Genomic DNA, 24,836 nt, shown 5'->3' with positions numbered 1-24,836 from the left:
AAAGCGCCGCCCTGCAAAAAAATGCAAGGCGGCGCTTTTGATTAAGCTTCTGCTAATTGCGCCACAAACTGCCGATAAGTGGTTTGTTCACCAGTTTCTTGTAAGGTTAATTGATCCACTGGTGCTGTTAAAAGTTGGTCTAAAGTCAGTTCCACCGTACCGACAAATGTGGCGTTCCCGATCAGATCCATCCAGTAAGCGCCATCTGCTTTTTGGTGGACAATAGTTTGCACCATGCCCCCTGGGTTGCGAACCGTAATTGGCTTTTCAGCAATGCCACCTTGTTCCAAAACATAGATCAAGCTCGCCGCTGACATCCCGGTGCCGCAAGCATTGGTAAAGCCTACGCCGCGCTCAAAAGTCCGTGCAAAAATATGGTTTTGGCCAAGCACTTCCACAAAAGTGACATTCACCCCATCTGGGAAAATGGTGTTGGTGCCATTATTTAAATAGCCTGCAATTCGGCCTAATTCAGGGCCTAACAATGTTTCATGGTCTACAAAACTGATCAAATGTGGATTAGGAACAGCCACTGCGGTAAAGTACAGTGTCTTTGAAAGTGATGGTAGCCGCTTATGCCGCAATGACGTAACATCTGGTAGTGTGAGCCCTAATTCCTGTGCACCAAAGCAAACCGGTGAGATTTCGGCCTGATAGGTGGCGATACCAGTTGCAATTTCAGGTGCCTGTTGAACGGCCAGGTCTGCGTACATCGTCTCGATTTTAAACGCCGTTTGATCCGTTTTTTCGCTTAAATAGCGGGCAACCGTGCGAATGCCATTGCCACACATTGAAGCCTCGCTACCGTCTGCATTGATGACCCGCATTTTCCCAGCCACGCCGGCATGTTGCGAATGATCAACCACTAAAACACCGTCAGCACCACCGGCTAAACCAGTTTCCCGATCAGTCAAATGCTGTGCGACTTGACTCAGCTGTGCCTCTGTTAAAGGTGTTGCAAGTTGTGTTACATCAAAAATAAAGAAATCGTTATCTGAACCATGAACCTTGGTTAATTGAATTGTCATACGCCGTCACCTATTCGTTAAATTTAATTAATAGTCTAGCACAATTTAAATGATAAAACTATTCATTGATTGCAATCTTTTACAACGTTCGCTGTCATGTGTCTATAACAAAAAACACATCCCTATTGAGAGATGTGCTTCTTAAGTCCTAATCCTCGAAACCTTCGGTAATGGCTTCTGGATAGTGTTCAGCTACGATCTTTGCGCAACGACCATCAAATAATGGGAAGCGTGGATCGACGCCAACATCCGTCCGTGTCATTCGGCACCGTGGGCAAACTTCGCCTGGGGCGTGTTCCACTTGAACAGCAACATCATCAAATTGTAAAGCATCTGCTGGTGCTGGGTCAGTACTGATTTCCAGGTCAGAAACGATCAAGATCTGTTGTACATTGGCATCTAAGTTAGCCAACAATTGTTTGGCATCCGGTGTTGGGTATAACGTCACCTTGGCTTCTAGCGACTTCCCAATGACTTTGTTGTCCCGGGCTTCTTCTAACGCCTTTAAGACGTCAGACCGAATCGCCATGAATTGTTGCCATTGTGCCAACAATTGCGTTTCATTGTCAAAGTGCGTCACAGTTGGCATTTCAGCAAGTTGCACGTAGTCTTCCGGTTCCTTTAAGTAACTCCAAATTTCTTCCATGGTATGTGGCAAAATTGGTGTTAAGGCCTTGGCCAGATCTACTAAGACTTGATACATGACGGTTTGCATTGAGCGCCGTAATGGACTGTTTTCAGCTTCAATGTAAATGACATCTTTGGCGAAGTCCAAATAGAAAGCTGACAGATCCACGGTGATGAAATTCATCACCGCTTTATAAACAGTGGCAAAATCATACTTGTTATAAGCTGCTAAAATTTGTGCTTTCACTTCATTTAACCGAACCATCAGGTATTGATCAACGGCTGCTAAGTCCTGGTAATCAACCCGATTGGTCTGAGGTTCAAAGTCAGTGGTGTTGGCCAGCATAAAGCGCAGGGTGTTCCGAATCTTCCGATAGCTATCAGAAACTTGTTTCATGTTTTCCATTGACACCCGCACGTCGGCTGATGAATCAACGGTTGAAACCCATAACCGAATAATTTCGGCACCCATTTGCTTGATGATTTTTTCTGGTGAGATCGTGTTACCTAATGACTTACTCATCTTACGGCCGTTACCATCTAGCGTAAAGCCTTGTGATAAGACCTGTTTGTAAGGCGCATGACCTGAAACAGCCACACTGGTGATCAAACTAGAGTTAAACCAACCACGATATTGGTCAGCCCCTTCTAAGTAAAGGTCAGCTGGATATTCCAAATAATCACGTTCAGCGAGTACCCCTTGATGAGAAGAACCAGAATCAAACCAAACATCCATAATGTCGTTTTCCTTGGTAAAGGTCCCGTTTGGTGAATGCTCGCTGGTGAACCCATCTGGTAACAAGTCTTTGGCCTCACGATCAAACCAAACATTTGAGCCAAATTCAGCAAACAAATTAGCGACATGATCAATCGTTTCAGGTGTGATAATGGCTGCCCCATCTTCACCGTAGAAAATTGGTAATGGCACGCCCCAAACACGCTGGCGTGAAATGACCCAATCGCCACGATCACGAATCATGTTGTATAAGCGAGTTTCGCCCCAGTCTGGGAAGAACTTGACTTCTTTGATAGCCGCTAAGATCTCATCCCGGAAAGCCTCAACTGAAGCGAACCATTGTGGGGTTGACCGGAAAATAACGGGCTTCTTGGTCCGCCAGTCCATTGGGTAACTATGCAAGTAAGGTTCTTGCTTGATCATTTGGCCAGTGGCTTCAACCTTTTCTAAGGCTAATTGATTGGCCTCTTCATAGAACAAGCCTTCAAAGCCAGGTGCTTCGTCGGTGAGTTTCCCTTGAGCATCAACTGGTGACAAAATTGGCAAGCCATATTTCTTACCAACGTTGAAATCGTCGTCCCCTAAACCAGGTGCTGTATGAACCAAACCAGTCCCTGAATCAAGGGTGACATAGTTGCCTAACATCACTAATAATTCACGATCGTAAAATGGATGAGTTGCTGTCATCCGTTCCATTTCACGGCCTTTAAGGGTTTTAACAGTCGTAACATCAGACCAGCCAGCCTTTTCAGCTACCGTTTGAACTAATTCCGTGGCAATTACAAACTGACGGTCATCCCCTGCTGGTTTCACAACAGAATAATCATAGTCGGGTGACACCACGATTCCTTCAGAAGCAGGAATGGTCCAAGGCGTTGTGGTCCAAACTACGAAATAAGTATTATCAGCTAAAATGCCTTTGCCATCTTTGACTTTTTCACCGTAGTAAGCAGATGGCGACTCAATATCCTTATATTCCAACTCAGCTTCTGCCAAGGCAGATTCTGAAGATGGTGACCAATGAATTGGCTTGTTGCCGCGGTAAATATAGCCTTTCTTGGCCATTTCACCAAAAACACGGACTTCATGAGCTTCAAATTCAGGTGCTAAGGTGAGGTAAGGGTGGTCCCAATCACCAGAAACGCCTAAACGCTTAAAGTCAGCTTTTTGTTTAGCAACTTGTTCCAACGCAAACTTCCGGCATAGTTCACGAAAAGCAGTGGTGGACATTTCTTTCCGGTTGTAGCCTTGTTTGGTTAATTGTTGTTCAATGGGCAAACCATGCGTATCCCAACCTGGCACGTAAGGCGCCCGGAAGCCTGACATTGACTTAAACCGTACAATAATATCCTTACTGATTTTATTTAGGGCATGCCCAATATGGATATTCCCATTGGCATAAGGAGGCCCATCATGCAAAATGAAAGTTGGTTTCCCCTCATTTAATTTTTGACGTTTTTCGTATAGCTTATTTTCTTCCCAGGCTGCTTGCCATTCGCCTTCACGCTTTGGTAAGCTCCCGCGCATTGGGAATTTTGTTTTCCCAAGGTTTAACGTATCTTTAACGCGCATTTTGCCACTACTCCTTCTCATTTTTTTGCAAACAAAAAGACCGCGTCACTTGCTGGGACGAGGTCTTCGTGGTACCACCCAATTTTAAAAACATTGCTGTCTTCCTTGGTTCATGATAACGGTTTTAACCGGCGACGCTTACTTGCTTCAGCGCCACAATACCAGAGATGATCTGCCTGATCGCAGAGCACTGTTAGTCTTTCACCGACCACTAACTCGCTGTTGTGATACCATCAGGTTTGCTGTTCTCATTGGGGGATTGCTTTATTGATTTGATTTGTTTGCGTTTTCTGCATCAGCCACTGAAGTGTTCAATGTCGGTCCCTGTGCAGCTGAATGATCAGCCGGTTGTTTGTCATCATTTGGGAAAATGATCATTGTGTCCCGATCAGCTTCAGACCCTGCCTCTTGTGCAGCGACTGTGCTTTCATTAAGTACTCCAGTTGCACTTGAGTTTACGCTACTGTCAGTAGCATTGTCAAGGGACTGTTGTAAATCTGCCAAAGTTGGCGCTTGTTTTTGGTCTTGATGGGCCAATAATTCATCCCAATCCTTACTTTTAACGATTTCAAGTTGTGATTCTAACATCACTTGCAACCGTTGACGGAAGACCCGCGTTTGTTTCTTAAGGTCTTCGGTCTCGCCGGCAATTTGCTTGGCCTTTTCAGACGCATCTGCTAAAATCCGGTTTGATTTTTCAGTGGCCTCATTTAACATGTTTTGCGCATTCTTTTGGGCCTCTTGATTAATAATGTCGGCTTCTTTTTGCGCATTAGTCTTCACCTTATCAGCCGCTTCTTGTGCGACGATAATCGATTGGTTCAATGCGTCTTTTAATTGATTAAAGTAAGTGACCTTTTCTTCGCTTGCTTTCAATTCCGTTTGTAGATCATCTTTTTGCTTCAAAGCTGCTTCGTAATCTTTGATGATCTGATCCAAGAAATCATTGACCTGATCTTGATCGTAGCCACGCATTTTAACATTGAATTCTTTATTATGAATATCTAACGGGGTTAATGCCATTTGAAAACCTGCTTTCTACTATTTTCTCAAAACACCTAATAATAGTCGGTACTTTTCCTTTTTGCTTTTGCCAAGTAATTCGCGCACCTGGATCCGACCGTAACCACGCACCGAAATAATGTCCAGTAGGCCTAGTTCAAAGTCTGGCCGCTCAAAAGCTTGCCAATTTAGTTTTATTTTACCATTTTCAACCAACGCTTTGGACCGTTGGCGCGAAATATTATAAACCGCTGAGATTAAAGCGTCTACTCGTAATGACGTGACGGTGACATGTTCCAAAGTCCAGGCATCTTTTGGTCGCAATAATTGCCGATAGTCACAAGGATCTAAATGCACGGTAACCCGCCCAATTTTAGTCACTTGTTCAGCAATATAATGCGCCATACTGGCTTCTACCACAAACTGCCACCGTTCACCATCCGTCATAATATCGCCAAAAACACCGCGATCCACACCTGCGTTAACCAAGGTGCCTAAAATTTTACCATGTGATAACGTGGCAAATTTTTGCGGATACCGAATTTCAAATAATTGTAATTCAAAGTCCGCCGCCTCCGGTTGGAAATAGTCAGGATAAATCAGCACACGGCGCCGTTCAGCCGCTTCATACCCACCGGCAAATGTATAACGAACGTCCCCTTTTTCACCGATAATGGCTTCAACAATATATTGCTGACGTGGATCTAAAAAATCCGAAAGGTAAGGACGGTATTGATCGGACACTTCTTGAAGCCAACTGCCCACTTGATCAATAAATGGCGCTTCATCTTTGCGAAAATGTTGATAAACAGCTTGATCCACTGTGCTGACCTCCTAACATCTTTAATGGCTACTTTGCTTCGCAAAATCTGATTTCGGAGGATGTCCATTCTGTCGGACGAAAACCATCACGACAGAAACATGGCACCTCCTAACATCTTTAATGGCTACTTTGCTTTACAAGCGGTCGGTCGCTGCGCGAAACACTTTTTACTGACCGGTAAGGCGTAACAAAAAGCTTGCTAAAACATACAACCCACGCTGGACTAACCATAAAACGATCATGGCCACCCAAGGGGCAAAACTAATGCCACCAAATGCTGGCACGATGCGGTAAAAAACGTTCAGAAATGGTGCACAGATCCGACCTAAAATCTCACCAAGTTTGGTTTGATAGGCCCCTGGGAACCAGGACATCAGTACAAACACCATTAATAACACAATGTAAGCCTTGATCAGCCAATTTAAAACCATGTAAAGTCCAATAATTACTGCGCTCAAACGTGGGCCTCCTTATACCTTGTTATTTAAAATTATCTTGACGCAAGGCTTCCGTTAACCCACCATCAATTTCATAGTTTGCTGGCGTGCACAAAAAGATGTCTTCACCAACACGTTGAATATCACCATTAATGGCAAACACGGTACCACTTAAAAAGTCAACGATTCGTTTTGCTTGCCCTTGCTCAATGCGTTTAAAGCTCAACACCACTGCCCGATTGTTCAACAAATGGGTGGCCACTTCTTTCGCATCTGAATAGATCCGTGGTTCAAACACAATGATCTTATTGGCCTTTGTGGTCGGCGTGTTAATCGAAACGATATTTTTACGATTTGCTGCTGCTTGCTGTTTCCGTGGTTTTTCAACAGGTCGTGCCGCTGCTGTATCTGCGGGAGTCGCTGCAACCGTGGTAAACTTTGGTGCCGTGCTGTCAGTTGACTCATAGTCTTCTTCGCCCATGCCAAAAAATTTACTTAAGTTAAATTTACTCATCTTCGCTACCCTCCCTTAGATCATTAAGCTTCAAACAAACGCGTGCCTACACGGACAAAAGTGGCGCCTTCTTGAACGGCAATTTCATAATCATGGGTCATCCCCATACTCAGTTCCTGACAAGGCGCCCAGGCCAAGCCTAACGCTTTGATCTCATCACGTTTTTCACGTAATGATTTGAAATAGCCGTGCAGAGCCGCTGCATCCGCATCGATTGGTGCCATTGTCATGAGCCCGACCACTTGGATCCGATCAAACTCAGCTAACGACTGAATAAATGGCGCCACATCTGTCAATTGCAACCCAGATTTACTGGCTTCGCCAGAAACATTGACTTCAACAAAACACTTGATTGGCTTTAAAGCACGCTTTTGGATTTCTTGTGCCAGTGAGCGTCGATCTAATGCATGAAAATAATCAATTTCATTAATGACTTGTTTCACTTTACGGCGTTGTAACGTGCCGATAAAATGCCAAACCAGATCTTTGTGATCTGCAAAAGCGGCTTGCTTTTCAGCCAAGCCCTCTGGTCGATTTTCAGCGACGTTTTTGACACCAGCTGCCACCACTTGTTGGGCTTCCGCCACGGTATGGTACTTCGTCACGCCAACCAACGTGACTTGATCTTGGCGATTGGCCAAGGCTTTGTTCTTTTCAATAGCTGCTTCAACAGCCGCCACATTATCTGCAATTGCCATGCTCAATCATCTCTTCTTTTTAGTGCCGACGCCGTTTGAAAAATGGTGGTGTATCTAAGCCACTATTATTCTCGTTGGCGCTGTTATCATTGCTTGCTTCATCGGCAGATTGGCTACGTTTGAAAATATCAAATTCTGGTTTTTTCGTTTGGCCAAATTCAGTGTTGTCGTTGTTTGTTGTTTGACGTTTACTAGGTTCTTCACGAATGTCCCAGTCACCAAATGGATCTTTTTGCGGTGTTGCTTGTTGCGTGTTTTGTGACGTTTGTGGCTTTGTTTGTTGTTGTGGTGCAGCGGTACCACGTGCGTTACGCCGTGCGTTTTGTTCCTTCTTCGCATCGATCCCAGTTGCGATCACGGTGACGATCACTTCATCGCCAAGACTTTCGTTGATTGAAGTCCCGAAAATAATATTAACATCACTGGTTGATGCTTGTGACACAATATCAGATGCATCTTGGGCTTCAAATAAGGACAGATCTGGACCACCGGTAATGTTCAATAAGACTTGTTCAGCGCCATCAATGGACACTTCCAAAAGTGGTGATGAAATGGCCTTCTTTGTTGCTTCTGCAGTCCGGTTTTCACCCGTTGCAGAACCGATACCCATTAAAGCAGAACCTTGATTTTGCATCACGGTTTTCACATCGGCAAAATCCAAGTTGACATAGCCAGGTGAGGTGATCAAATCAGAAATTCCTTGGACACCTTGACGTAAAACATTGTCGGCTTCTTGGAAAGCTTCCAACATTGGTGTCTTTTTATCCACGATTTCCAATAACCGGTTGTTGGAAATAATCACCAAAGTATCCACATGTGTCTTCATTTCGGCAATGCCTTCAGCAGCATTTTTAGCCCGGCGTGGTCCTTCAAAACTAAATGGCCGTGTGACCACCCCAACGGTTAATGCACCGAGATCCTTGGCCGTTTTAGCAATAATTGGTGCTGCACCAGTCCCAGTGCCGCCACCCATACCGGCTGTAACGAAGATCATGTCAGCACCTTTTAATGATTCGGCGATGGCTTCTTCACTTTCTTCAGCGGCCTTTTGCCCAATTTCAGGTGTTGCGCCAGCCCCTAAACCGCGGGTCAACTTAGCCCCTAATTGAATCTTGGTTTCAGCATCAGAGTTGTCCAATGCTTGCACATCCGTGTTGGCCGCAATAAATTCGACCCCTTTTACATCTTCGGCAATCATCCGATTAACCGCATTGCCACCAGCGCCACCGACACCGATCACTTTAATGATGGCCCCAGAGTTTTGCGTTGAGTCTAATGAAAATTCCATAATTTTCCCTCCTAAATTTGCGGGCTTTTTAAGCCACTAGCTGCTATTCGAAAAAGTTGCCTAAGAATTTGCGGAATTTTGCGCCAATTCCTTGATCATCCGTTGATTTTGGTGCTTGTTGCTCAGGTTGTGCCACTGATTGGCTTGGTTGTGCTTGCGGCCGCGTTGGTTCTGCAACCGGTGTTTGCCAACTGGTATGTGCTTCTGCCGTATTTGTCACTGGCATCTGACCACTTAAGGTGCTGGCAACGATTAAATCAACGTCGCTTAAATGTGCGGTGTAGTTGATCAAACCTAGCGCTTGTGCAAATGAAGGATGTCTTAAGCCCATCGCCTCTGGAATATAAAGTTTAACCTGATGATCAAAAATATCACTTGCTAATTCAACCATACCTGGTAATGCGGCTACCCCACCGGTGATCACAATCCCACCTGGCAGGTTCAATGCGCCAGCTTGACCAAGCGCAGTTGCCATTTTTTCAAAGATCTGTGTGAGCCGCGCTTCAATAATTTCAGACAAATACTTTTCATTAACTGAAATGGGTGCATCTTGGCCCACGACTTCCACTGGGAAAGTTTCCGCTTCTGATGCTTGTAGTGAATCAGCGTAACCGTAATCACGTTTGAGCTTTTCGGCATTTTCAAATGACGTGTTTAACACCACTGAAATATCCTTGGTGATGTAGTCGCCGCCTTCTTGATCAACATATGTATATTTTAATTTATGATCATGAATAACAGCTGCTGAACTTTGGCCACCGCCTAAATCGATCAGTACCGTGCCAAAATCCTGTTCACCGTCAGTTAACGCCAATTTGCCAATGCTTAATGGACTGACCACCAATTGGTCTAACACCAAACCAGCCCGTTCAATACACTTGCGCATATTGTGGATCACGGTTTTAGGCGCTGTTAAAATGGTGCCATGCATTTCCAAGCGCACCCCTAACATGCCCCGGGGATCCTTAATGCCATCAAAACCATCGACAATAAATTCATCTGGTGAAATCGTTAAGATCTCACGTTCTGGCGGTAAATTACGGACCAATGCAGCGGATGCCACATTTTTTACATCAGCATCACTGATTTCACGTGATTCATTGGCAACGGCGATCATCCCTTGACAGGATTCAATTTCCAACAAATTGGCTGGAATGCCGGCTGAAACGTGTTGAATTTCAATACTTGCTTTTTGTTCTGCTTGCTTTACTGCTTTTTGAATGGCGGTCACGGCCTTATCGATATCAACAACGACACCACGACTAAGGCCTTCAGAGCGTTCACTCCCCACACCAATAACATTCATTTGCCCTTTAATGTACTCCGCGACAATGACCTTTATTGAGGTGGTTCCAATATCTAGCCCAACATAGATGCCAGTATTTCCCATAAGTGTGGAACCTCCTTAAATTATTTTCAATATTTGTAGTTATTTTTACATCATATAGCTCGATTTTAACACATTCAAACTTGTTTTTTAAAGTTCAATTTAACCTAAAACAATGCGTTTTCTATGAGATAATGAACAATCTATGATTTTGCCGGATAGGAATACGCGCCGACCTCAAAATTGATAATTCCTTTTTTCGTCATTTGCTTCGCAATATTAGGATAGTAGTGCATCTTTTTGGCAAATGTTTTAATGGTCGCATAGACTTGATTCCCATCTGTCATGTATAAATGAATGCGCTGCGGGTTGACCTTGGTGGGCACATAATGAATCTCAGAAATAGCACTGCGAATTTTAACCGGTAGCCGATCATACTGTGTCACCATGGCCGTTAACGTTTTTCCTGGGGTAAATTGACTATAAACCGTATAATTACTTTTTGATTGTTTGCCACTGCCATCGTTGGTGATCCGGCCTGTGGACAAAATTGGATAATATCGACCGGCCTGCAACAAGACCCCCACCATTTTATGTTCACGATACTGTAAGGTTAACTGATGGTAGTTAGTGAGCTTAAATTGAAACGCACTGAGCTTGGCTTCTTTTTTAAGGGCGCGTTGGGTGATCTGTTTACGTTGCCACAAAGTTTTGATTACCAAATCATTAGGCTTAATGCCCGTGGCATCCAATACCGCCTGATCACTTAACGTGGTTTGCCCCTTGCCTTCAATGTTCAAGGTGCCTACCCGACTCAGTGGTGAGGCAAAATAACCAGCCCCTAACAAGCAGACCGTTAAAATCACGACTAACACCAATAACCGGCGGCGTAATCGTTTGCGGCGCACTTCTTTGAGCTTCGGTAACTTACTTTCAATGGTTCGCTTATGACCCGAACTTTTTTGTTTTGTTTGTTTTTGCTGAGCCTGATAGGCTTCCCAAGGGGTGAGCTCAGCTGGTTCAGACTTTTGCGGTTGCTGGCGTTTTTTTGCCACCAGTTTCGCCCCCTCTTTTAATCTGAGATCAAGGCCTGCATCACTTCAATAAAGCGATCCGCCGCATCCGGCACGCCTAATTTTTTCGCATTTGCGGCCATTGACTGCCGCAATGCCGCATCTGTCATCATGTCATCAGCCGTTTTAACCAATGTTTGGCCGTTTAATTCGGCCTCTGTAATCATTTTAGCTGCTTGCTGATTCACCAAACTTTTGGCATTTTTGGTTTGATGATCATTGGTCACATACGGACTTGGCACCAAAATCGATGGAATCCCTAGCGCTGTGATCTCCGATAAGGAAGTCGCTCCTGCCCGACCTAAAATTACAGCGACCTCTGGTAAAATTTGAGGCATATCGTTGATATAAGGTTGCACGGAAATATTGGCATTCACTTTTTGATCGGCCAAAGCCGCTTTAATTTTATCAAAATGTACGCGACCTGACACAAATAACACTTGATAAGGCTTTTGATTTAAAGCTGGTACGGCTTCGATAAACGCCTGGTTGATTTTTTCAGCCCCACGACTGCCGCCAAAAATCAATAAGGTGGGCTGATCCGCTGTTAAATGATAATCGCTTAACCGATCACTCGGCTGCATGTTGGCCACTTGTTGCGCCCGTGGATTCCCAGTTAAAACCACCTTTTGCTTTGGAAATTGCGCCGCAACATCGGGAAACGCAATGGAGATCCGATCCACAAAATGACCTAAGAAACGGTTGGTCACCCCAGCCACACTATTTTGTTCATTGATGATCGTCGGAATATGCAAGCGCGCCGCTGCATAAAGCACCGCACTGGAAACATACCCACCAGTGCCAACCACCACATCCGGTTTAAAGTCGCGGATCATCTTTTTAGCCGTGTGAACACTCTTTAAAAAGAGTTCAACTGTTTTAACGTTATCCAATGATAAAGAACGTTTAAACCCTTGTAGTTCAATTGCTTTAAACGCAATTTGTTTTTGTGGCACAATGCGACTTTCCAGTCCACGTTGCGTCCCAACGTACAAAATATCATCTGCTAACTGGCGTTCTTGTAGCCGCTGGATCAAGGCCAGTGCCGGGTAAATATGGCCGCCCGTGCCGCCACCTGAAAAAATAACCCGCATGTTATTGTCCTCCATTTTTACGTTTCAATTCATCAACACCATCAATAAAGACTTGCCCACGCACTTCAAAGTTAGGATATTGATCCCAGCTAGCGTTAGCAGGTGACAGTAAGACAATGTCACCTGGTTCACTAAACCCATAACCAATTGGCAAAGCTGTTGCCACATCTTTGGTCAGCGTGATGTTTTGAATGCCTGCCGCTTCGCCTGCTTGTTTCAACAGTTCGGCCGTTTCACCAAACAAGACCATGGCCTTGACATGCGCCTTTAAGGCCGGCACTAACCGTTCAAACGTAAAGCCGCGGTCTAAGCCGCCTGCCAACAGAACGACTGGCTGTTTAAAGCCTTTTAAGGCCATTTCAGTGGCTTCAATATCAGTTGCCTTTGAGTCATTGTAGAAACGCCGTTGTTGCCATTCTGTCACGAATTGTAAGCGATGCTTAACGCCAGTAAACGTGCGTAACACTTCCGCAATCGCCTCGTTTGATTGGCCGGATAATTTTGCCACTGCTAAAGCTGCCAACGCATTTTCCACGTTATGATCGCCAGGCACATTGATCTCACTTGCTGGTAAAATGGCTTCCCCACGGAAATATAATAGGCCATCTTTTTCATAAGCACCGGTTTCAATCTGATCTTGTCGTGAAAATGGCACCACTTGCCCTTTAGTTTGTTTGCTGAGTTCACGCCATTCAGGATTGTCCCAGTTCACAACAAAGTAATCGTCAGCGGTTTGATTCATCACGATCCGCATTTTGGCTTCAATATACTTTTCACGACTGCCATGATAGTCAATATGCGCGGTATAAACATTGGTCAATACGGCAATATGTGGCTTTAATTTGGTAATACCCATTAACATAAAGCTGGATAATTCAGTCACCATGGTATCGGCCGCGGTAACCTCTTGCGCCACTTTGCTGGCAGGCACCCCAATATTCCCAGCAACATAGGCTTTACCAGCCGGTCGATTTTGGTTCAGCATCAGACTGATCATCGTGGTCGTCGTGGTTTTCCCATTTGTCCCAGTGACCCCAATAAAGGCCGCTTCTGAGACTTCATAAGCCAATTCTGGTTCCGTGATCACGGGAATGCCTTTTTTCAAAGCACCAGCAACCAATGGGTTATCGTAAGGAATACCAGGGTTTTTCACCATCAAAGCAAAATCTTCATCTAGCAAGGCCAACGGATGACTGCCGGTGATCACACGAATACCTTCTGCTAATAAGGATTGTGCCTCTGGGTTATCGTCAAACTTTTTCTTATCATTTACCGTGACGAAAGCCCCTAGTTTCACTAACAACCGTGCTGCATTAACCCCACTTTTGGCTAACCCTAATACGAGTACTTTCTTATTTTTATAATCCTGAATTGACTTCACTGCCAAAATCTCCCTTTATTCATAAAATAAGTACACTAACCTTTATTGTCAACGAAAGAGCAGTCCGGCTCAAGGCCGCCCAACTGCTCTTAACTGAATCTTATAAGAATAACGCCAAGTAAACCACTGCGCACAATAAACCAAAGCCCCAGAACGTCAAAACCACGCGCCATTCAGACCAACCTAGCATTTCAAAATGGTGATGGATCGGACTCATCCGGAAAACCCGCTTACCGGTTAAATGGAACACTGCCACTTGGATCATGACACTGGCGGTTTCAATCACAAAAACCAAGCCGATCAATAACAATGAAAATTCACGGTGTAACAAAATGGAAACAGCGGCTAAGGCGCCACCTAAGGCCAGCGAACCGACATCCCCCATAAAGATTTTTGCTGGTTTGTGATTAAAGTAGAAAAATGCGATCAAGCCACCAATAATCGTTAAACAGAAAATCAAAATATCGGTGCGGCCTTCGTGTTGGGCAATAATCGCGTACGTGACAAACGCAATGGTCGCCGTACCAGCAACCAAGCCATCTAACCCATCCGTGAGGTTCACCGCATTGGAGAAGCCAACCAACCAGATCAAAATGAAAACCGCGTATAAAAAGCCTAACGGCACTTCACCCAAACCGGGCAGGTTCAATGACAATGGTAACCCTGTGGCAACGTACACCCAAGTAAAAATCAAACCGCCAACGATTTGACCTAACAGCTTTTGCCAAGCTCTTAAACCCAGGTTCCGTTTTTCAAACAGTTTAATCGAATCGTCCATAAACCCTAAGGCACCATAGAGCACCAGGATAAACAAAGTGATCAAAACATGTGGTGTCAATTGATGCTGCCAAATGGCAACCCAAATCGTTGAGATCACACTGGCAATCAAGAACACCAAACCACCCATGGTAGGCGTCCCTGATTTTTTTTCATGCCATTTCGGTCCTTCTTCACGAATCACTTGGCCTTCCTTTTTCATCCGGAAGTAACCAATAAACAGTGGCATCACCATAAACGTAATGGCAAAGCTGCTGACAATGGGGATCAATGTTGCTGTTGCTTGCATAATTCTCTCTCGCTCCTATTTTGGTTATTCTAAGGTAACAGTAATGGTTTTTGCCGAATTCATTAACGAATTGGCTGGTAAACTTTGGGTTTTGGCATAACCAGTCCCCGTGATTTTAAAGGTCTTACCCGTTAATTGTTCTAAGCGCAACAAATCACTCTTGGACCAACCACTCACATCTGGCATGGTCATGGCGCCATTGGTTAATAGTAAGACCCGTTGATTGCTTAACAGCTGTGTACCGGAAACTGGTGATTGTTGGACCACCGTATTCCCAGTTCCAATTTGAATCGGCTTTAACTTTTGCTTGTCAAGGACCTGTTTGGCCTTCGTCACACTTTCACCACTTAACTTTTTCATGGTTGCAGTACTTTCAGTGCTACTGGTGGTGGTCACATTGCTATAAGCTAATGCCCGCGTCATCATTGGTTTGAAAATATCAGACAAGTTCGTGGCATCAGTTGACTGAATATTTTGTGGTTGTTTCATGGTAATGTACAACACATACTTTGGATTGCTAGCAGGTGCCATCCCGACAACTGAGAAAATATAGTTATTTGATCCGGTTAAATAGCCATTAGAACCGCTAATTTGCGCCGTCCCAGTTTTAACCGCAATATCTTGTCCTTTGATCTTATAAGCCGTCCCAGTGCCATACTTCTTATTCACCACATCCCGCATGGCACTGATCACCTTTTTAGTGGTTTTCTTGGTGACTGGTTTTGCCACTTGTTGCGGTTGATACGTGGTGGTTTTGCCGGTTTGGCTATTCACAACTTTGCTGATGATCTGCGGCTTCATTTCTTTTCCGCCATTGGCAATGGCTGAGAAGCCTTGCATCATTTGCATCACTGTCACATTGATGCCTTGCCCAAAAGCGGTGATCGACTGATCAGCAGCAGAGCCAAATTGAACACTGCCACTAGCTTCACCTGGCAACCCAGAATGCGTCGCTTTTAAGAACTTAAACTTCTTTAAGTAAGCCAACCATTTCTTGTGACCTAAGATCTGTTCTAGATGAACAAACCCAACGTTACTTGATCTTGGAAACGCCTGAGAATACGGAATACTGCCCCAACCAGTAGTGTTCCAATCATGCACGGTGACACCGCCGACTGTGATCTTGCCAGACTGATAGTAGGCGTTAGGGGGATACTTACCGGCATTGATAATCGATGCCAGTGAGAAGACTTTCATCACAGAACCAGGTTCATAACTATCTTCCGTTAAAATATCGCGCCAAGCATTGGCTGAACCAAAGCCCGCCCCGGTTTGTGGGTTAAAAGTTGGCCGTTGTGAGGCAGCTAAAATTTGCCCCGTTTTCGGATTCATTAAAACGGCCGTCATTGACTTGGGATTGAACTTTTTTTGTTCCTTCGTCATTAATGTTTCCAGATAAGACTGCAACCGTGAATCCAAAGTTAAGTAAATATCACTGCCATTTTTAGCCGCTTTATATTTGGTTTTACTATCTGGCAATTGGTAACCATAGGAATCTTGGTCGACTTGTTTACTGCCGTTTTTACCACTTAAAATCGTATTATACCCTTGCTCGATTCCCATCACACCTTTTAGGGTGGTGTCCGTTGAATTACTGGCCGCCTGCGCCAAACCGATTTGATGCGACGCAAAAATGCCGTTGGGATACAATCGGGCCGGGGTTGCCGTAAAGTAGACCCCGCTTAAATGAGCTGCTTCAATTTTTTGTTTGATCGCCAGAGATAAATTTTTACCTGCTGTGCCAAATTCGACTTGAAAGGCGTTTTTGGTTTGTAACGTCTTTAAAATCTTCGCCTGGCTCATTGGTAAATACGCACTTAACAGCTTTGCCACTTTTTGCTTATCCGTGACATACAATTTTTTATGCTTGGCATTGACATATTTTTTATCCAAAACCGCATAAACCGAATAAGTCGTGGTGTCCTCTGCAATGGCATTCCCAGAGGCGTCGTAAATCGTCCCTCGCTTGGCTTTGATAACCGTATCTTTTCGATAAAGTGCAGCCGTTTTTTGGCTTAAATTATTATTATTAATTTGCCCATGAATGGCAATATAAGAAAAACGACCGATAAATATGAAAAATACCACAATAATAATGCCAAAGAAAGTGGCGCCTAAATAACGTCGGCTCACCCGTGGATTCTCCTTATTTAACAATCGCTCTTTTTGAAAAAACTTCATTTATTTAACATTCCTTATGTTTGCTTCATTAAGTTTTAGGCCATCTTTAGACGCAACAGAATCAAGATGGTTCGTCTGCATCAATTCGTTGACCTCTTGCTTATAATCGGTGGTGTCCGATTCAACTTTGGTAATCGACCGCCCAACATTTTCTAAATTGCGTTGGGTACTGGCCAATGCAATTTTGCTGGAAACAATCAACGTACACAAAGCTACAGCAACTAACCCTAAAGCAACCACGGCGGCCTTTTCAAACACTGAAAAGGCCACATGCTGACGAGGCACTGCTTGTGGTGCAGGTTGCGCCGCTGTATGTATCTCAGGCTGCACCTGAGGGGCTGTTGTTTCGGGCTGTGTTAAGGCCGTTAAATCTCTTGCTGTACTTTCATCTAGCATCATGCACCACATCCTATTTGATAAGATCACTCAATTTAAATTTGTTTTTCAGCAACACGTAGGTGGGCACTGTGCGCCCGGCGGTTGGTAGCTAATTCTGTTTCACTTGGTACAATGGGTTTCTTGGTAATGATTTTAAGCTCAGCCGTCGCTAAATCGCCGCGTACGGGTAACCCGCGTGGCATTTCTGGTAGCCGCGCATGATCGCGATAAATGGTTTTAACCAACCGATCTTCAAGGGACTGGAATGTGATCACGCAAACCCGTCCAGTTGGTTTCAATAAAGCAATCGCGGCTTCCAAAGACTCCTCCGCGGCACCTAATTCATCATTGACGGCAATCCGTAGCGCCTGAAACGTTCGTTTGGCAGGATGGCCGCCTTTACGACGCGCCGCTGCTGGAATCGCTGTTTTAACGATTTCAGCTAATTCTGTCGTCGTTTCAATCGGTTTGATTTGGCGTTCCCGCTCAATGGCCCGCGCCACACGCTTTGGAAAACGATCTTCCCCATAACGGTAAAGCACCCGTTCTAAATCAGCATACGGCCAATCATTTACAATCGTCTGTGCCGTTAAGGTGGCGCTTTGATCCATGCGCATATCCAGTGGTGCCGTTAATTTGTAACTAAAGCCACGCTGCGCTTCATCAAATTGCGGCGATGAAACACCTAAATCGTAAATGATCCCATCAATGGCCGTTACCCCTTGTTCAGCTAATGACGCGGTTAACGACCGAAAATTGGCCTTGATAAACGTCACTTGTTGCCGCTGAATATAAGGTGCCAAACGCTGTTGACCATTATCAATTGCCGTTTGATCTTGATCAAACGCATATAAATGCCCAGCTGGTCCCAACTGCGATAATAATAATTCACTATGACCGCCGCCACCTAATGTGGCATCGACATAAATACCATCTGGTTTTACTTGTAATTGGTCAATCGTTTCCTGTCGCAAAACGGTTTGGTGCTTAAAGGCCATCAACGGTTACTCCCTTGTTTTTAAAAGTCAATATCAAGCATATTTTCCGCAATGTCATCAAAATTTTCGGCCGCTTCAGCGCTGGCTTTTTCCCAACGACTTTGGTCCCAAATTTCAATACGATTGGAAACCCCCAGCAACACACATGCTTTTTCAAGTCCTGCGTGTTGCCGCAGTAATTCTGGCAAATTGATGCGGCCTTGTTTATCCACCACACATTCAGTTGCAGCTGAATAAAGAAACCGAACAAATGCCCGTGCATCGCGTTTTGTCAAGGGTAACTGTCGGAGCTTTTGCTCAAGCAGTTCCCATTCCGTAACGGCGTATCCAAATAGGCAGCCATCCATCCCACGTGTCACAATAAATTTAGGGCCTAACGCTTCCCGAAATTTCGCGGGAACGATCAAGCGACCCTTTGTGTCAATCGTATGATGGTACTCACCCATAAACATACTCTCACCTCACTCACTGATGCACAATTTAAAGTCTACCACATCCCCCCACTTTCTACCATAACTTCAAGATGAAATCCCTTTTTTGTCACGAGAATGTCATATTTAACTTGAATTAACAGCCTTTTCAAGGTGTGGGGGACGATTTTTAGGTACAAAAAAAACGCAGTTTCCCGCGTCGCTATTTCACGAATATTAGGCCAATCAGGCATCCGACGTAACTGATCAAGTTCACAAAGAACATCAGGCGCCACCAAAACTTAAAGAAAGTTTTAAATAAAATTTCACCACGATGCCACGCTAGGAAAAAGGCACTAAACATCCCTGCTAACATGACAAAAACCAAAATCAAACTACCGGCTGCTAATTGATACTTAAAGCGGAGCATCACATAAAGGGGAATCAATAAGCACAGCGTCATGAGATCCACCGGCCGTAAACGGCGGCGCCACGTTAGCGGCAAAACTTGACGCACAACGTAATAGCCCAATGTAAGCACCCACGGTAACGCAACCCAAAGCCAAAAATAGCGCATGTCATTTCCCACTTTCTATTCATTAATGTCATCTTAACCCGCAGCCTGGCCAACTGGCAAGTTTTGTTTAAAACAACTGGCCAGCTTAGTTGCAATCTAAAATCAGACAAGGTAAACTAGGTTAGAATTTAAAATGTCCTTGAAACGATTTAATTGAGGTGTCTAATCAATGAAGAAAGAAACCAGCACGTTTACAAAAATCACAAAAATTTTCATTTGGATCATGTTGATTGCAACAGTCGGTGGCGTCTTCCTCGGTGCAGCTGGCTCTCTGGGGTTATTTTAGCGTTGTAGCGTTGTTGCAACGCTATTTTTTTGGCGCTACACCTTGCCAGAATAAACGACAAACAGCGTCGCAGACCTATTTTTGGGTCTGGGGCTATTTTTTTAGCGCCATGTTTCTGGCGTGATGATTTTCGGCCGCCAGAATGGACAGCCAGCGAAAATTAGACCTTTGCGACAGCAAAGATACAATAGCGTCTTTAGCTGGTGCCATGTTTCTGGCGTGACGGTTTTCGGCCGCCAGAATGGACAGCCAGCGAAAATAAGACCTTTGCGACAGCAAAGATACAATAGCGTCTTTAGCTGGTGCCATGTTTCTGGCGTGACGGTTTTCGGCCGCTAGAATGGACAGCATGTGATCATAATGCCGTTTACTGCGGAACGCTTAGCAAGCTTGCCCCTTCTTTGCTAGGAACAGCCCCCCGACAAACACATGCAGATCGGTCGAGATGCACCCAATCCCTAATTGCCTTTTCTATGAGGATTTGCTATTCTAAAATTAATTTATTTTTAATTTTGGAAAGAAGTGGATTGGTTGTGAAAGTTGCAAAGTTCGGGGGCAGTTCCCTGGCTTCTAGTAGTCAGCTCCAAAAGGTGATCGATATTATTCGCGCCGATAGTAAACGCCGAGCAGTGGTTGTCTCGGCCCCAGGTAAACGATTTAGTGGCGATATTAAGGTGACCGATCTATTGATCCAATACGCCCAAGCCTACTTGGCAAAACAACCTTTAGAACCCATTCAATCTCAAATTTTAGCGCGTTACCGCGAGATTGCAGCCGGTTTTGAACTACCGGCTGCTGACTTCAAGCCGATCGAGACCCATATTTTAGGCTTACCAGAACAAGACTATGCATCAGAAGCTTATGTTTTAGACGCCTTTAAGGCCGCGGGCGAAGATAATAACGCCAAATTAGTCGCTGCGATTTTAAACCATTTGGGCATGCCCAGCCATTACTTAAGCCCGCACGAATCTGGTTTAGTGGTTACAGATTGCCCGGGCGATGCACAGGTCCTAGAAAGTAGCTACCAACAGTTGGCCACTTTCCGTAAATCCAAGGAAATTCTCATTATTCCTGGTTTCTTCGGTTATACTGAAAATGGTGCGATTTGCACCTTCTCGCGTGGCGGCTCCGATATTACTGGCGCCATTTTCGCCCGCGCCTTTAAAGCCGAATTATATGAAAACTTTACGGACGTTGACGCGATTTACGCCGCCAATCCTGGAATCGTCCCTCACCCAGAACCCATTGACCATCTCACCTTCCGTGAAATGCGTGAACTTTCTTATGCTGGTTTCTCAGTTTTTCATGATGAGGCCTTGATTCCAGCCATTGAAGGCGGGATCTCTGTCCGGGTCAAGAATACCAACCATCCTGAAAAACCCGGGACATTGATCTCTGCTCGAAAAATTTATGATCCAAAAAAGCCGATCTCAGGGATTGCCAGTGACAAAGGTTTCTTAGGCATTTATGTGCGTAAATACTTAATGAACAAGCAGGTCGGGTTTGTGGCTAAAATTCTACAAATTTTAGACGAGAACCATGTGAGCTTTGAACACATTCCATCAGGAATCGATGATGTGACGATCATCATTCGCGAAAGCGAATTGACCCCGGACATTGAACCAAAAGTGCTCAATGAAATTCGGCAAGCCATCAAACCAGATGACTTACGGGTGATCCATCACTACGCCTTAGTCATGATCGTTGGTGAAGGCATTCAAGATCATATTGGGATGATGGCCAAAGCCACGACCAGCATTGCCCAAGCGGGTGTTTCCCTGGTGACCTTAAACCACGGCGCTTCCCCAGTCTCAATTATGTTTGGGATCCGTGAAAAGGACACTGCCAACACAGTCCGCAGTCTCTACAAGGCCTTTTTCAAGCCTGCCAAAAAGCTACAGCGCTAATCAAAAAAGTCGATTTGCTCATTTTTAAGCAAATCGACTTTTTGATTGTCCTTAATCTTGTTTCATCGCATCATTTTCGCCAAACCACTTATCAGATATTTTGGCCATGGTGCCATCACGGTATAGCTTTTTAAAAGCTTGATTGATTTTGCGTTGCATTGTTTTATCAGACTTACGCATCCCAACTGCAAAACTTTCTGGCGCAAAGCCACCATCTTCGGTTTGATAGTCATTACGATTTGCTTGATGTGCAATGTAATAATTCGCATACACCTTATCGATCAATAATCCCTTGATCCGTCCGGCATTTAAATCAATAAACGCTTCGTTAAACGTATCATATAATACCGGTGTTTGTTTATGAATGTATTGTTTCAATAATTTTGGTTCAGATTCTAAAGCCGAATAACCAGATGACCCGGCCTGGACCCCTAGCTCTTTACCTTGCATATCGGAGAACTTGTTGATATGATTTTTCTTCAATGTCACTAAGATCTGATCATTTTGTAAATAAGGCTTTGAGAAACGAACTACTTTTTGCCGTTCTGGTGTGACAGAGTACCCGTTCCAAATTAAATCGATGGTATGGTTATTCAATTCCGTTGCATTCATTGACCAATCAATGGTTTGAAAATCAACCTTGATCCCATACTGCTTAAAAACAGCCCGCGCCAAGTCGATATCAAAGCCTTGTAACTGGCCACTTTTCGCCCGAAATCCCATGGGCACAAAACTATCATCTAACCCAATAATCACTTTGTTACGCTGCTTGATCGTCGACCATGAGTCTTGCTTTAATTGTTGTCGGCCACAGCTGGTTAACCCGCCTAAGCCAATCAGCAAGAAACAGCTGACCAGGAGCACTTTCAACCATTTTCGCATCCCGTTCACCTTCCCTACAACGCTTCAACGTGCTTAATTTTATCTGCAATGTGTTCCGCGAATTCAAGGTCGTGGGTAACCACCAATTGGGTCATCCCGGCCTTTTTAAGCTTCAAAATAATTTTTTCAACTTCGTGTCTTAAATCAGGATCCAATGCACTGGTTGGTTCGTCATAACATAAAATCTTAGGATTCATCGCCAACGCCCGCGCCAATGCCACCCGTTGTTTTTGCCCACCAGATAGTTGATAAGGGTAAATATCCTCTTTACCACTTAACGCCAATTGATCAAGTAATTGCCGCGCTGCTTGATTAGCTTCTGCAGCGGATTGCTTTAAAACCAAAGTCGGCGCCAACGTGATATTTTCCATCACACTCAGATTTGGAAACAGTTGAAAGTCCTGGAAAACCACGCCAATCACACGGTCGTTATCACGATTGGTATACGGATCAAAGGGTTCACCATCCATGGTGATCTCACCAGAATCGATTTTTTCCAGACCACTAATACAACGGAGCAAGGTGGTTTTCCCGGCACCAGAGGGACCCACAATGGCAATGGCATCGCCGTCATTAACCGTTAAATTCATTTTATTTAAAATTTGACGATGATTAAATTGTTTTGAAACGTTTTTTAATTCAAGCATAATCTTGCCACCTCCTATTTAAAGTAACTAAAGTGATTTTCAATTCGACGCTGTGCAAAGGTCAACACCGCGGTAAGCAGCAGATAAATAATCGCCACTAACGCCAGCGGTACTAAGGTCACATCACGAGCAGTGGCCACGTTACCAGCCCGCAATAAGTCGCCTAAACCGATCACATAAACCAAGGATGAATCCTTCACCAAATTAATGACTTCGTTCCCGATAGAAGGCAACACGATTTTGGTGACTTGTGGCAACACAATTTTACGAATCGTTTGCCCGTAAGACAACCGCAGTACCCGCGCACTTTCGTATTGGCCGCGATCGATGGACTGCAACCCACCACGGAAGATCTCAGCGAAGTAAGCCGTATAGTTTAAAATAAACGCAAACAAAGCGGCATTATAACGTTGGAATACGATACCAACAACCGGTAACCCATAGAAAACCACGATCAACTGCAGTAACAGTGGTGTCCCACGCATGATCCACACGTAGATACCTAAAATATCGCGTAACGGTTTAAAGCGTGATGACCGCCCTAACCCGACAATAATGCCTAATGGAATTGAACCAATCAGTGTTAACAAGAAAATCGATAATGTCATTTTGACACCAGAAAGTAATGATGGCATGATTTGCCAAATGTAGTCCATGACAAAGCCCCCCTAAATTTAAAATAATAGCAGTCAATTAAAAAATCCTCGTAAGCATCGCTTACGAGGACGATCAATACCGTGGTACCACCTCAATTTATTTATTGTTCGCACAATAAACCTTAGTAGTTAGTTAATCACCATTAAAAAAGCCTCTAAGCACCCATTGGCGCTTAGAGGACGATTATCTCGTGATTCCACCTCAATTTTGTAAACGACTCACATCGCTTACCTCAGGTAGTTAAACTAACTACAGCGCTAACGGGCTCAACCGAGCATGCCTACTTGAATTCAACACGCCAACTCCCAGATGTGTGTTCACCTAACCTGCCTGTTTTCTTGCACCAACCGAAAACTCTCTGCGAAGCAACCTTAAGCTACTGATCTGTTCACTGCTTTTCCTTATTTATGAGAATAAGATTAGCATAATTTAATTTTAATGTCAAACCACTATTTCTTGTGGCCGAACAACCGTTGCCAAAAACCAACCTTTTCTTCCTTGATGGACATTAAAGGCACGGTTTCCCCTAACAAGCGGCGGGCAATGTTGCGGTACCCTTGGCTAGCTGGGTTTTTAGGATCCAACACAATTGGATCCCCATGATTTGATGACTTGATCACGCCGTCATCATCTAATACGATCCCTAATAATTTAATCGACAAATGCTTGGTGATCTCATCAATATCCATCACGTCACCTTGGTTCATCATGTGTTGCCGAATTCGGTTGATGATCAACCGTGGTTCATACTTCATGTCTTGTTGTTCTAACAAGCCAACCACCCGATCAGCATCACGAACCGCTGAAATTTCAGGTGTTGAGATCACGATTGCGCCATCGGCACCGGCAATGGCATTTTGAAACCCTTGCTCAATTCCTGCAGGACAATCTAAAATCACAAAATCAAATTCTTCCTTTAATTCTGCCACGATGGCCTTGACTTCATCTGGCAACAAAGCATCTTTATCCGTATTCTGTGCCGCTGGCAAAAGATACAGATTGTCTTCAAACCGCTTGTCCTTTACCAAAGCCTGATGTAATTTTGCCCGACCTTGTGCCACATCAACAATATCGTAAATGATGCGGTTTTCAAGTCCCAACACAACATCCAAGTTCCGCAACCCAATATCTAGATCCATTAAACAAACACGCTTATTTTGCAAGGCTAATGCAGTGCCTAAGTTAGCGCTAGACGTTGTTTTACCAACGCCCCCTTTACCAGAAGTTACTACCAAAGCTGTTCCCAT

Annotated in this window: 25 protein-coding genes and 1 other annotated feature; of the genes, 2 read left to right on the top strand and 23 right to left on the bottom strand. The window is 44.4% G+C overall.

The features are described from left to right. Nucleotides 1–41 precede the first annotated feature (41 nt). The 18 genes from dapF to FC07_RS02485 all read right to left on the bottom strand — a co-directional run bounded on the left by dapF (nucleotide 42) and on the right by FC07_RS02485 (nucleotide 19,210). Nucleotides 42–1,022, bottom strand: coding sequence for a diaminopimelate epimerase (gene dapF / locus FC07_RS02570; protein WP_420814211.1), 981 nt, complete (start codon nucleotides 1,020–1,022; stop codon nucleotides 42–44). Between the two features lie 154 nt (nucleotides 1,023–1,176). Then, on the bottom strand, nucleotides 1,177–3,963 hold the full coding sequence (gene ileS, locus FC07_RS02565; protein ID WP_057903559.1) for an isoleucine--tRNA ligase: 2,787 nt from the start codon (nucleotides 3,961–3,963) through the stop codon (nucleotides 1,177–1,179). Nucleotides 3,964–4,227: 264 nt separating this feature from the next. Then, complete coding sequence (locus FC07_RS02560) at nucleotides 4,228–4,986, bottom strand: DivIVA domain-containing protein (RefSeq protein WP_057903558.1); 759 nt, start codon at nucleotides 4,984–4,986, stop codon at nucleotides 4,228–4,230. Nucleotides 4,987–5,004: 18 nt separating this feature from the next. After that, on the bottom strand, nucleotides 5,005–5,787 hold the full coding sequence (locus FC07_RS02555) for a YlmH family RNA-binding protein (RefSeq protein WP_057903557.1): 783 nt from the start codon (nucleotides 5,785–5,787) through the stop codon (nucleotides 5,005–5,007). 168 nt (nucleotides 5,788–5,955) lie between these two features. After that, the gene (locus tag FC07_RS02550) at nucleotides 5,956–6,246 is read right to left on the bottom strand and encodes a YggT family protein (RefSeq protein ID WP_235807439.1); all 291 of its coding nucleotides are present in this window, start codon (nucleotides 6,244–6,246) and stop codon (nucleotides 5,956–5,958) included. A gap of 22 nt (nucleotides 6,247–6,268) precedes the next feature. Then, entirely contained in the window at nucleotides 6,269–6,739 is a 471-nt protein-coding gene (locus FC07_RS02545) for a cell division protein SepF (protein ID WP_057903556.1), read from the bottom strand. Between the two features lie 23 nt (nucleotides 6,740–6,762). After that, entirely contained in the window at nucleotides 6,763–7,437 is a 675-nt protein-coding gene (locus tag FC07_RS02540; protein WP_057903555.1) for a YggS family pyridoxal phosphate-dependent enzyme, read from the bottom strand. A gap of 19 nt (nucleotides 7,438–7,456) precedes the next feature. Next, the gene (gene ftsZ / locus FC07_RS02535) at nucleotides 7,457–8,725 is read right to left on the bottom strand and encodes a cell division protein FtsZ (protein ID WP_057903554.1); all 1,269 of its coding nucleotides are present in this window, start codon (nucleotides 8,723–8,725) and stop codon (nucleotides 7,457–7,459) included. Nucleotides 8,726–8,768: 43 nt separating this feature from the next. Continuing rightward, entirely contained in the window at nucleotides 8,769–10,115 is a 1,347-nt protein-coding gene (gene ftsA / locus FC07_RS02530) for a cell division protein FtsA (protein WP_057903553.1), read from the bottom strand. A 140-nt stretch (nucleotides 10,116–10,255) separates the two neighbouring features. Beyond that, entirely contained in the window at nucleotides 10,256–11,107 is an 852-nt protein-coding gene (locus FC07_RS02525; RefSeq protein ID WP_057903552.1) for a cell division protein FtsQ/DivIB, read from the bottom strand. Between the two features lie 17 nt (nucleotides 11,108–11,124). Then, nucleotides 11,125–12,219 carry an undecaprenyldiphospho-muramoylpentapeptide beta-N-acetylglucosaminyltransferase gene (gene murG, locus FC07_RS02520; protein WP_057903551.1) on the bottom strand — a complete coding sequence of 365 codons (1,095 nt, stop codon included), beginning with the start codon at nucleotides 12,217–12,219 and terminating at the stop codon, nucleotides 11,125–11,127. A 1-nt stretch (nucleotide 12,220) separates the two neighbouring features. Next, nucleotides 12,221–13,600, bottom strand: a complete 1,380-nt coding sequence (murD, locus tag FC07_RS02515) for a UDP-N-acetylmuramoyl-L-alanine--D-glutamate ligase (protein WP_057903550.1) — start codon at nucleotides 13,598–13,600, stop codon at nucleotides 12,221–12,223. Nucleotides 13,601–13,700: 100 nt separating this feature from the next. Continuing rightward, on the bottom strand, nucleotides 13,701–14,666 hold the full coding sequence (gene mraY / locus FC07_RS02510; protein WP_057903549.1) for a phospho-N-acetylmuramoyl-pentapeptide-transferase: 966 nt from the start codon (nucleotides 14,664–14,666) through the stop codon (nucleotides 13,701–13,703). 24 nt (nucleotides 14,667–14,690) lie between these two features. Beyond that, nucleotides 14,691–16,847 (bottom strand): penicillin-binding protein, encoded by a 2,157-nt coding sequence (locus FC07_RS02505; RefSeq protein WP_057903548.1) that lies wholly within the window; start codon nucleotides 16,845–16,847, stop codon nucleotides 14,691–14,693. Beyond that, entirely contained in the window at nucleotides 16,848–17,246 is a 399-nt protein-coding gene (ftsL2, locus tag FC07_RS02500) for a cell division protein FtsL (protein WP_235807438.1), read from the bottom strand. A 32-nt stretch (nucleotides 17,247–17,278) separates the two neighbouring features. After that, on the bottom strand, nucleotides 17,279–18,226 hold the full coding sequence (gene rsmH, locus FC07_RS02495; RefSeq protein ID WP_235807437.1) for a 16S rRNA (cytosine(1402)-N(4))-methyltransferase RsmH: 948 nt from the start codon (nucleotides 18,224–18,226) through the stop codon (nucleotides 17,279–17,281). Nucleotides 18,227–18,243: 17 nt separating this feature from the next. Continuing rightward, a complete protein-coding gene (gene mraZ, locus FC07_RS02490; RefSeq protein ID WP_057903545.1) occupies nucleotides 18,244–18,675 on the bottom strand; it encodes a division/cell wall cluster transcriptional repressor MraZ in 432 nt (143 codons plus the stop codon). Nucleotides 18,676–18,856: 181 nt separating this feature from the next. Continuing rightward, on the bottom strand, nucleotides 18,857–19,210 hold the full coding sequence (locus FC07_RS02485; protein WP_057903544.1) for a DUF3397 family protein: 354 nt from the start codon (nucleotides 19,208–19,210) through the stop codon (nucleotides 18,857–18,859). Nucleotides 19,211–19,379: 169 nt separating this feature from the next. Between FC07_RS02485 and FC07_RS15540 the strand changes: the two genes are divergently transcribed. Beyond that, nucleotides 19,380–19,496 (top strand): DUF4044 domain-containing protein, encoded by a 117-nt coding sequence (locus FC07_RS15540; RefSeq protein WP_083483170.1) that lies wholly within the window; start codon nucleotides 19,380–19,382, stop codon nucleotides 19,494–19,496. A 93-nt stretch (nucleotides 19,497–19,589) separates the two neighbouring features. On the opposite strand, the gene FC07_RS02480 is transcribed toward FC07_RS15540, so the two are convergent. Further along, the gene (locus FC07_RS02480) at nucleotides 19,590–19,805 is read right to left on the bottom strand and encodes a hypothetical protein (RefSeq protein ID WP_155797753.1); all 216 of its coding nucleotides are present in this window, start codon (nucleotides 19,803–19,805) and stop codon (nucleotides 19,590–19,592) included. Between the two features lie 224 nt (nucleotides 19,806–20,029). Between FC07_RS02480 and FC07_RS02475 the strand changes: the two genes are divergently transcribed. Next, nucleotides 20,030–21,403, top strand: coding sequence for an aspartate kinase (locus FC07_RS02475; RefSeq protein WP_057903542.1), 1,374 nt, complete (start codon nucleotides 20,030–20,032; stop codon nucleotides 21,401–21,403). A 51-nt stretch (nucleotides 21,404–21,454) separates the two neighbouring features. Here FC07_RS02475 and FC07_RS02470 read toward each other — a convergent pair whose 3' ends face one another. The 4 genes from FC07_RS02470 to minD all read right to left on the bottom strand — a co-directional run bounded on the left by FC07_RS02470 (nucleotide 21,455) and on the right by minD (nucleotide 24,836). Next, entirely contained in the window at nucleotides 21,455–22,285 is an 831-nt protein-coding gene (locus FC07_RS02470; protein ID WP_057903541.1) for an amino acid ABC transporter substrate-binding protein, read from the bottom strand. A 14-nt stretch (nucleotides 22,286–22,299) separates the two neighbouring features. Continuing rightward, nucleotides 22,300–22,932, bottom strand: a complete 633-nt coding sequence (locus FC07_RS02465; RefSeq protein ID WP_057903540.1) for an amino acid ABC transporter ATP-binding protein — start codon at nucleotides 22,930–22,932, stop codon at nucleotides 22,300–22,302. Nucleotides 22,933–22,946: 14 nt separating this feature from the next. Further along, entirely contained in the window at nucleotides 22,947–23,588 is a 642-nt protein-coding gene (locus FC07_RS02460; protein WP_057903539.1) for an amino acid ABC transporter permease, read from the bottom strand. Nucleotides 23,589–23,761: 173 nt separating this feature from the next. Beyond that, nucleotides 23,762–23,990 (bottom strand) — a binding site (T-box leader). A 48-nt stretch (nucleotides 23,991–24,038) separates the two neighbouring features. Next, nucleotides 24,039–24,836: a septum site-determining protein MinD gene (gene minD / locus FC07_RS02455; RefSeq protein WP_057903538.1), complete on the bottom strand. Its 798-nt coding sequence runs from the start codon at nucleotides 24,834–24,836 to the stop codon at nucleotides 24,039–24,041.

It is taken from the genome of Loigolactobacillus bifermentans DSM 20003, assembly GCF_001434575.1.
Taxonomy (GTDB): Bacteria; Bacillota; Bacilli; order Lactobacillales; family Lactobacillaceae; genus Loigolactobacillus; species Loigolactobacillus bifermentans.
This window is presented reverse-complemented; position numbering and strand designations above follow the sequence as displayed.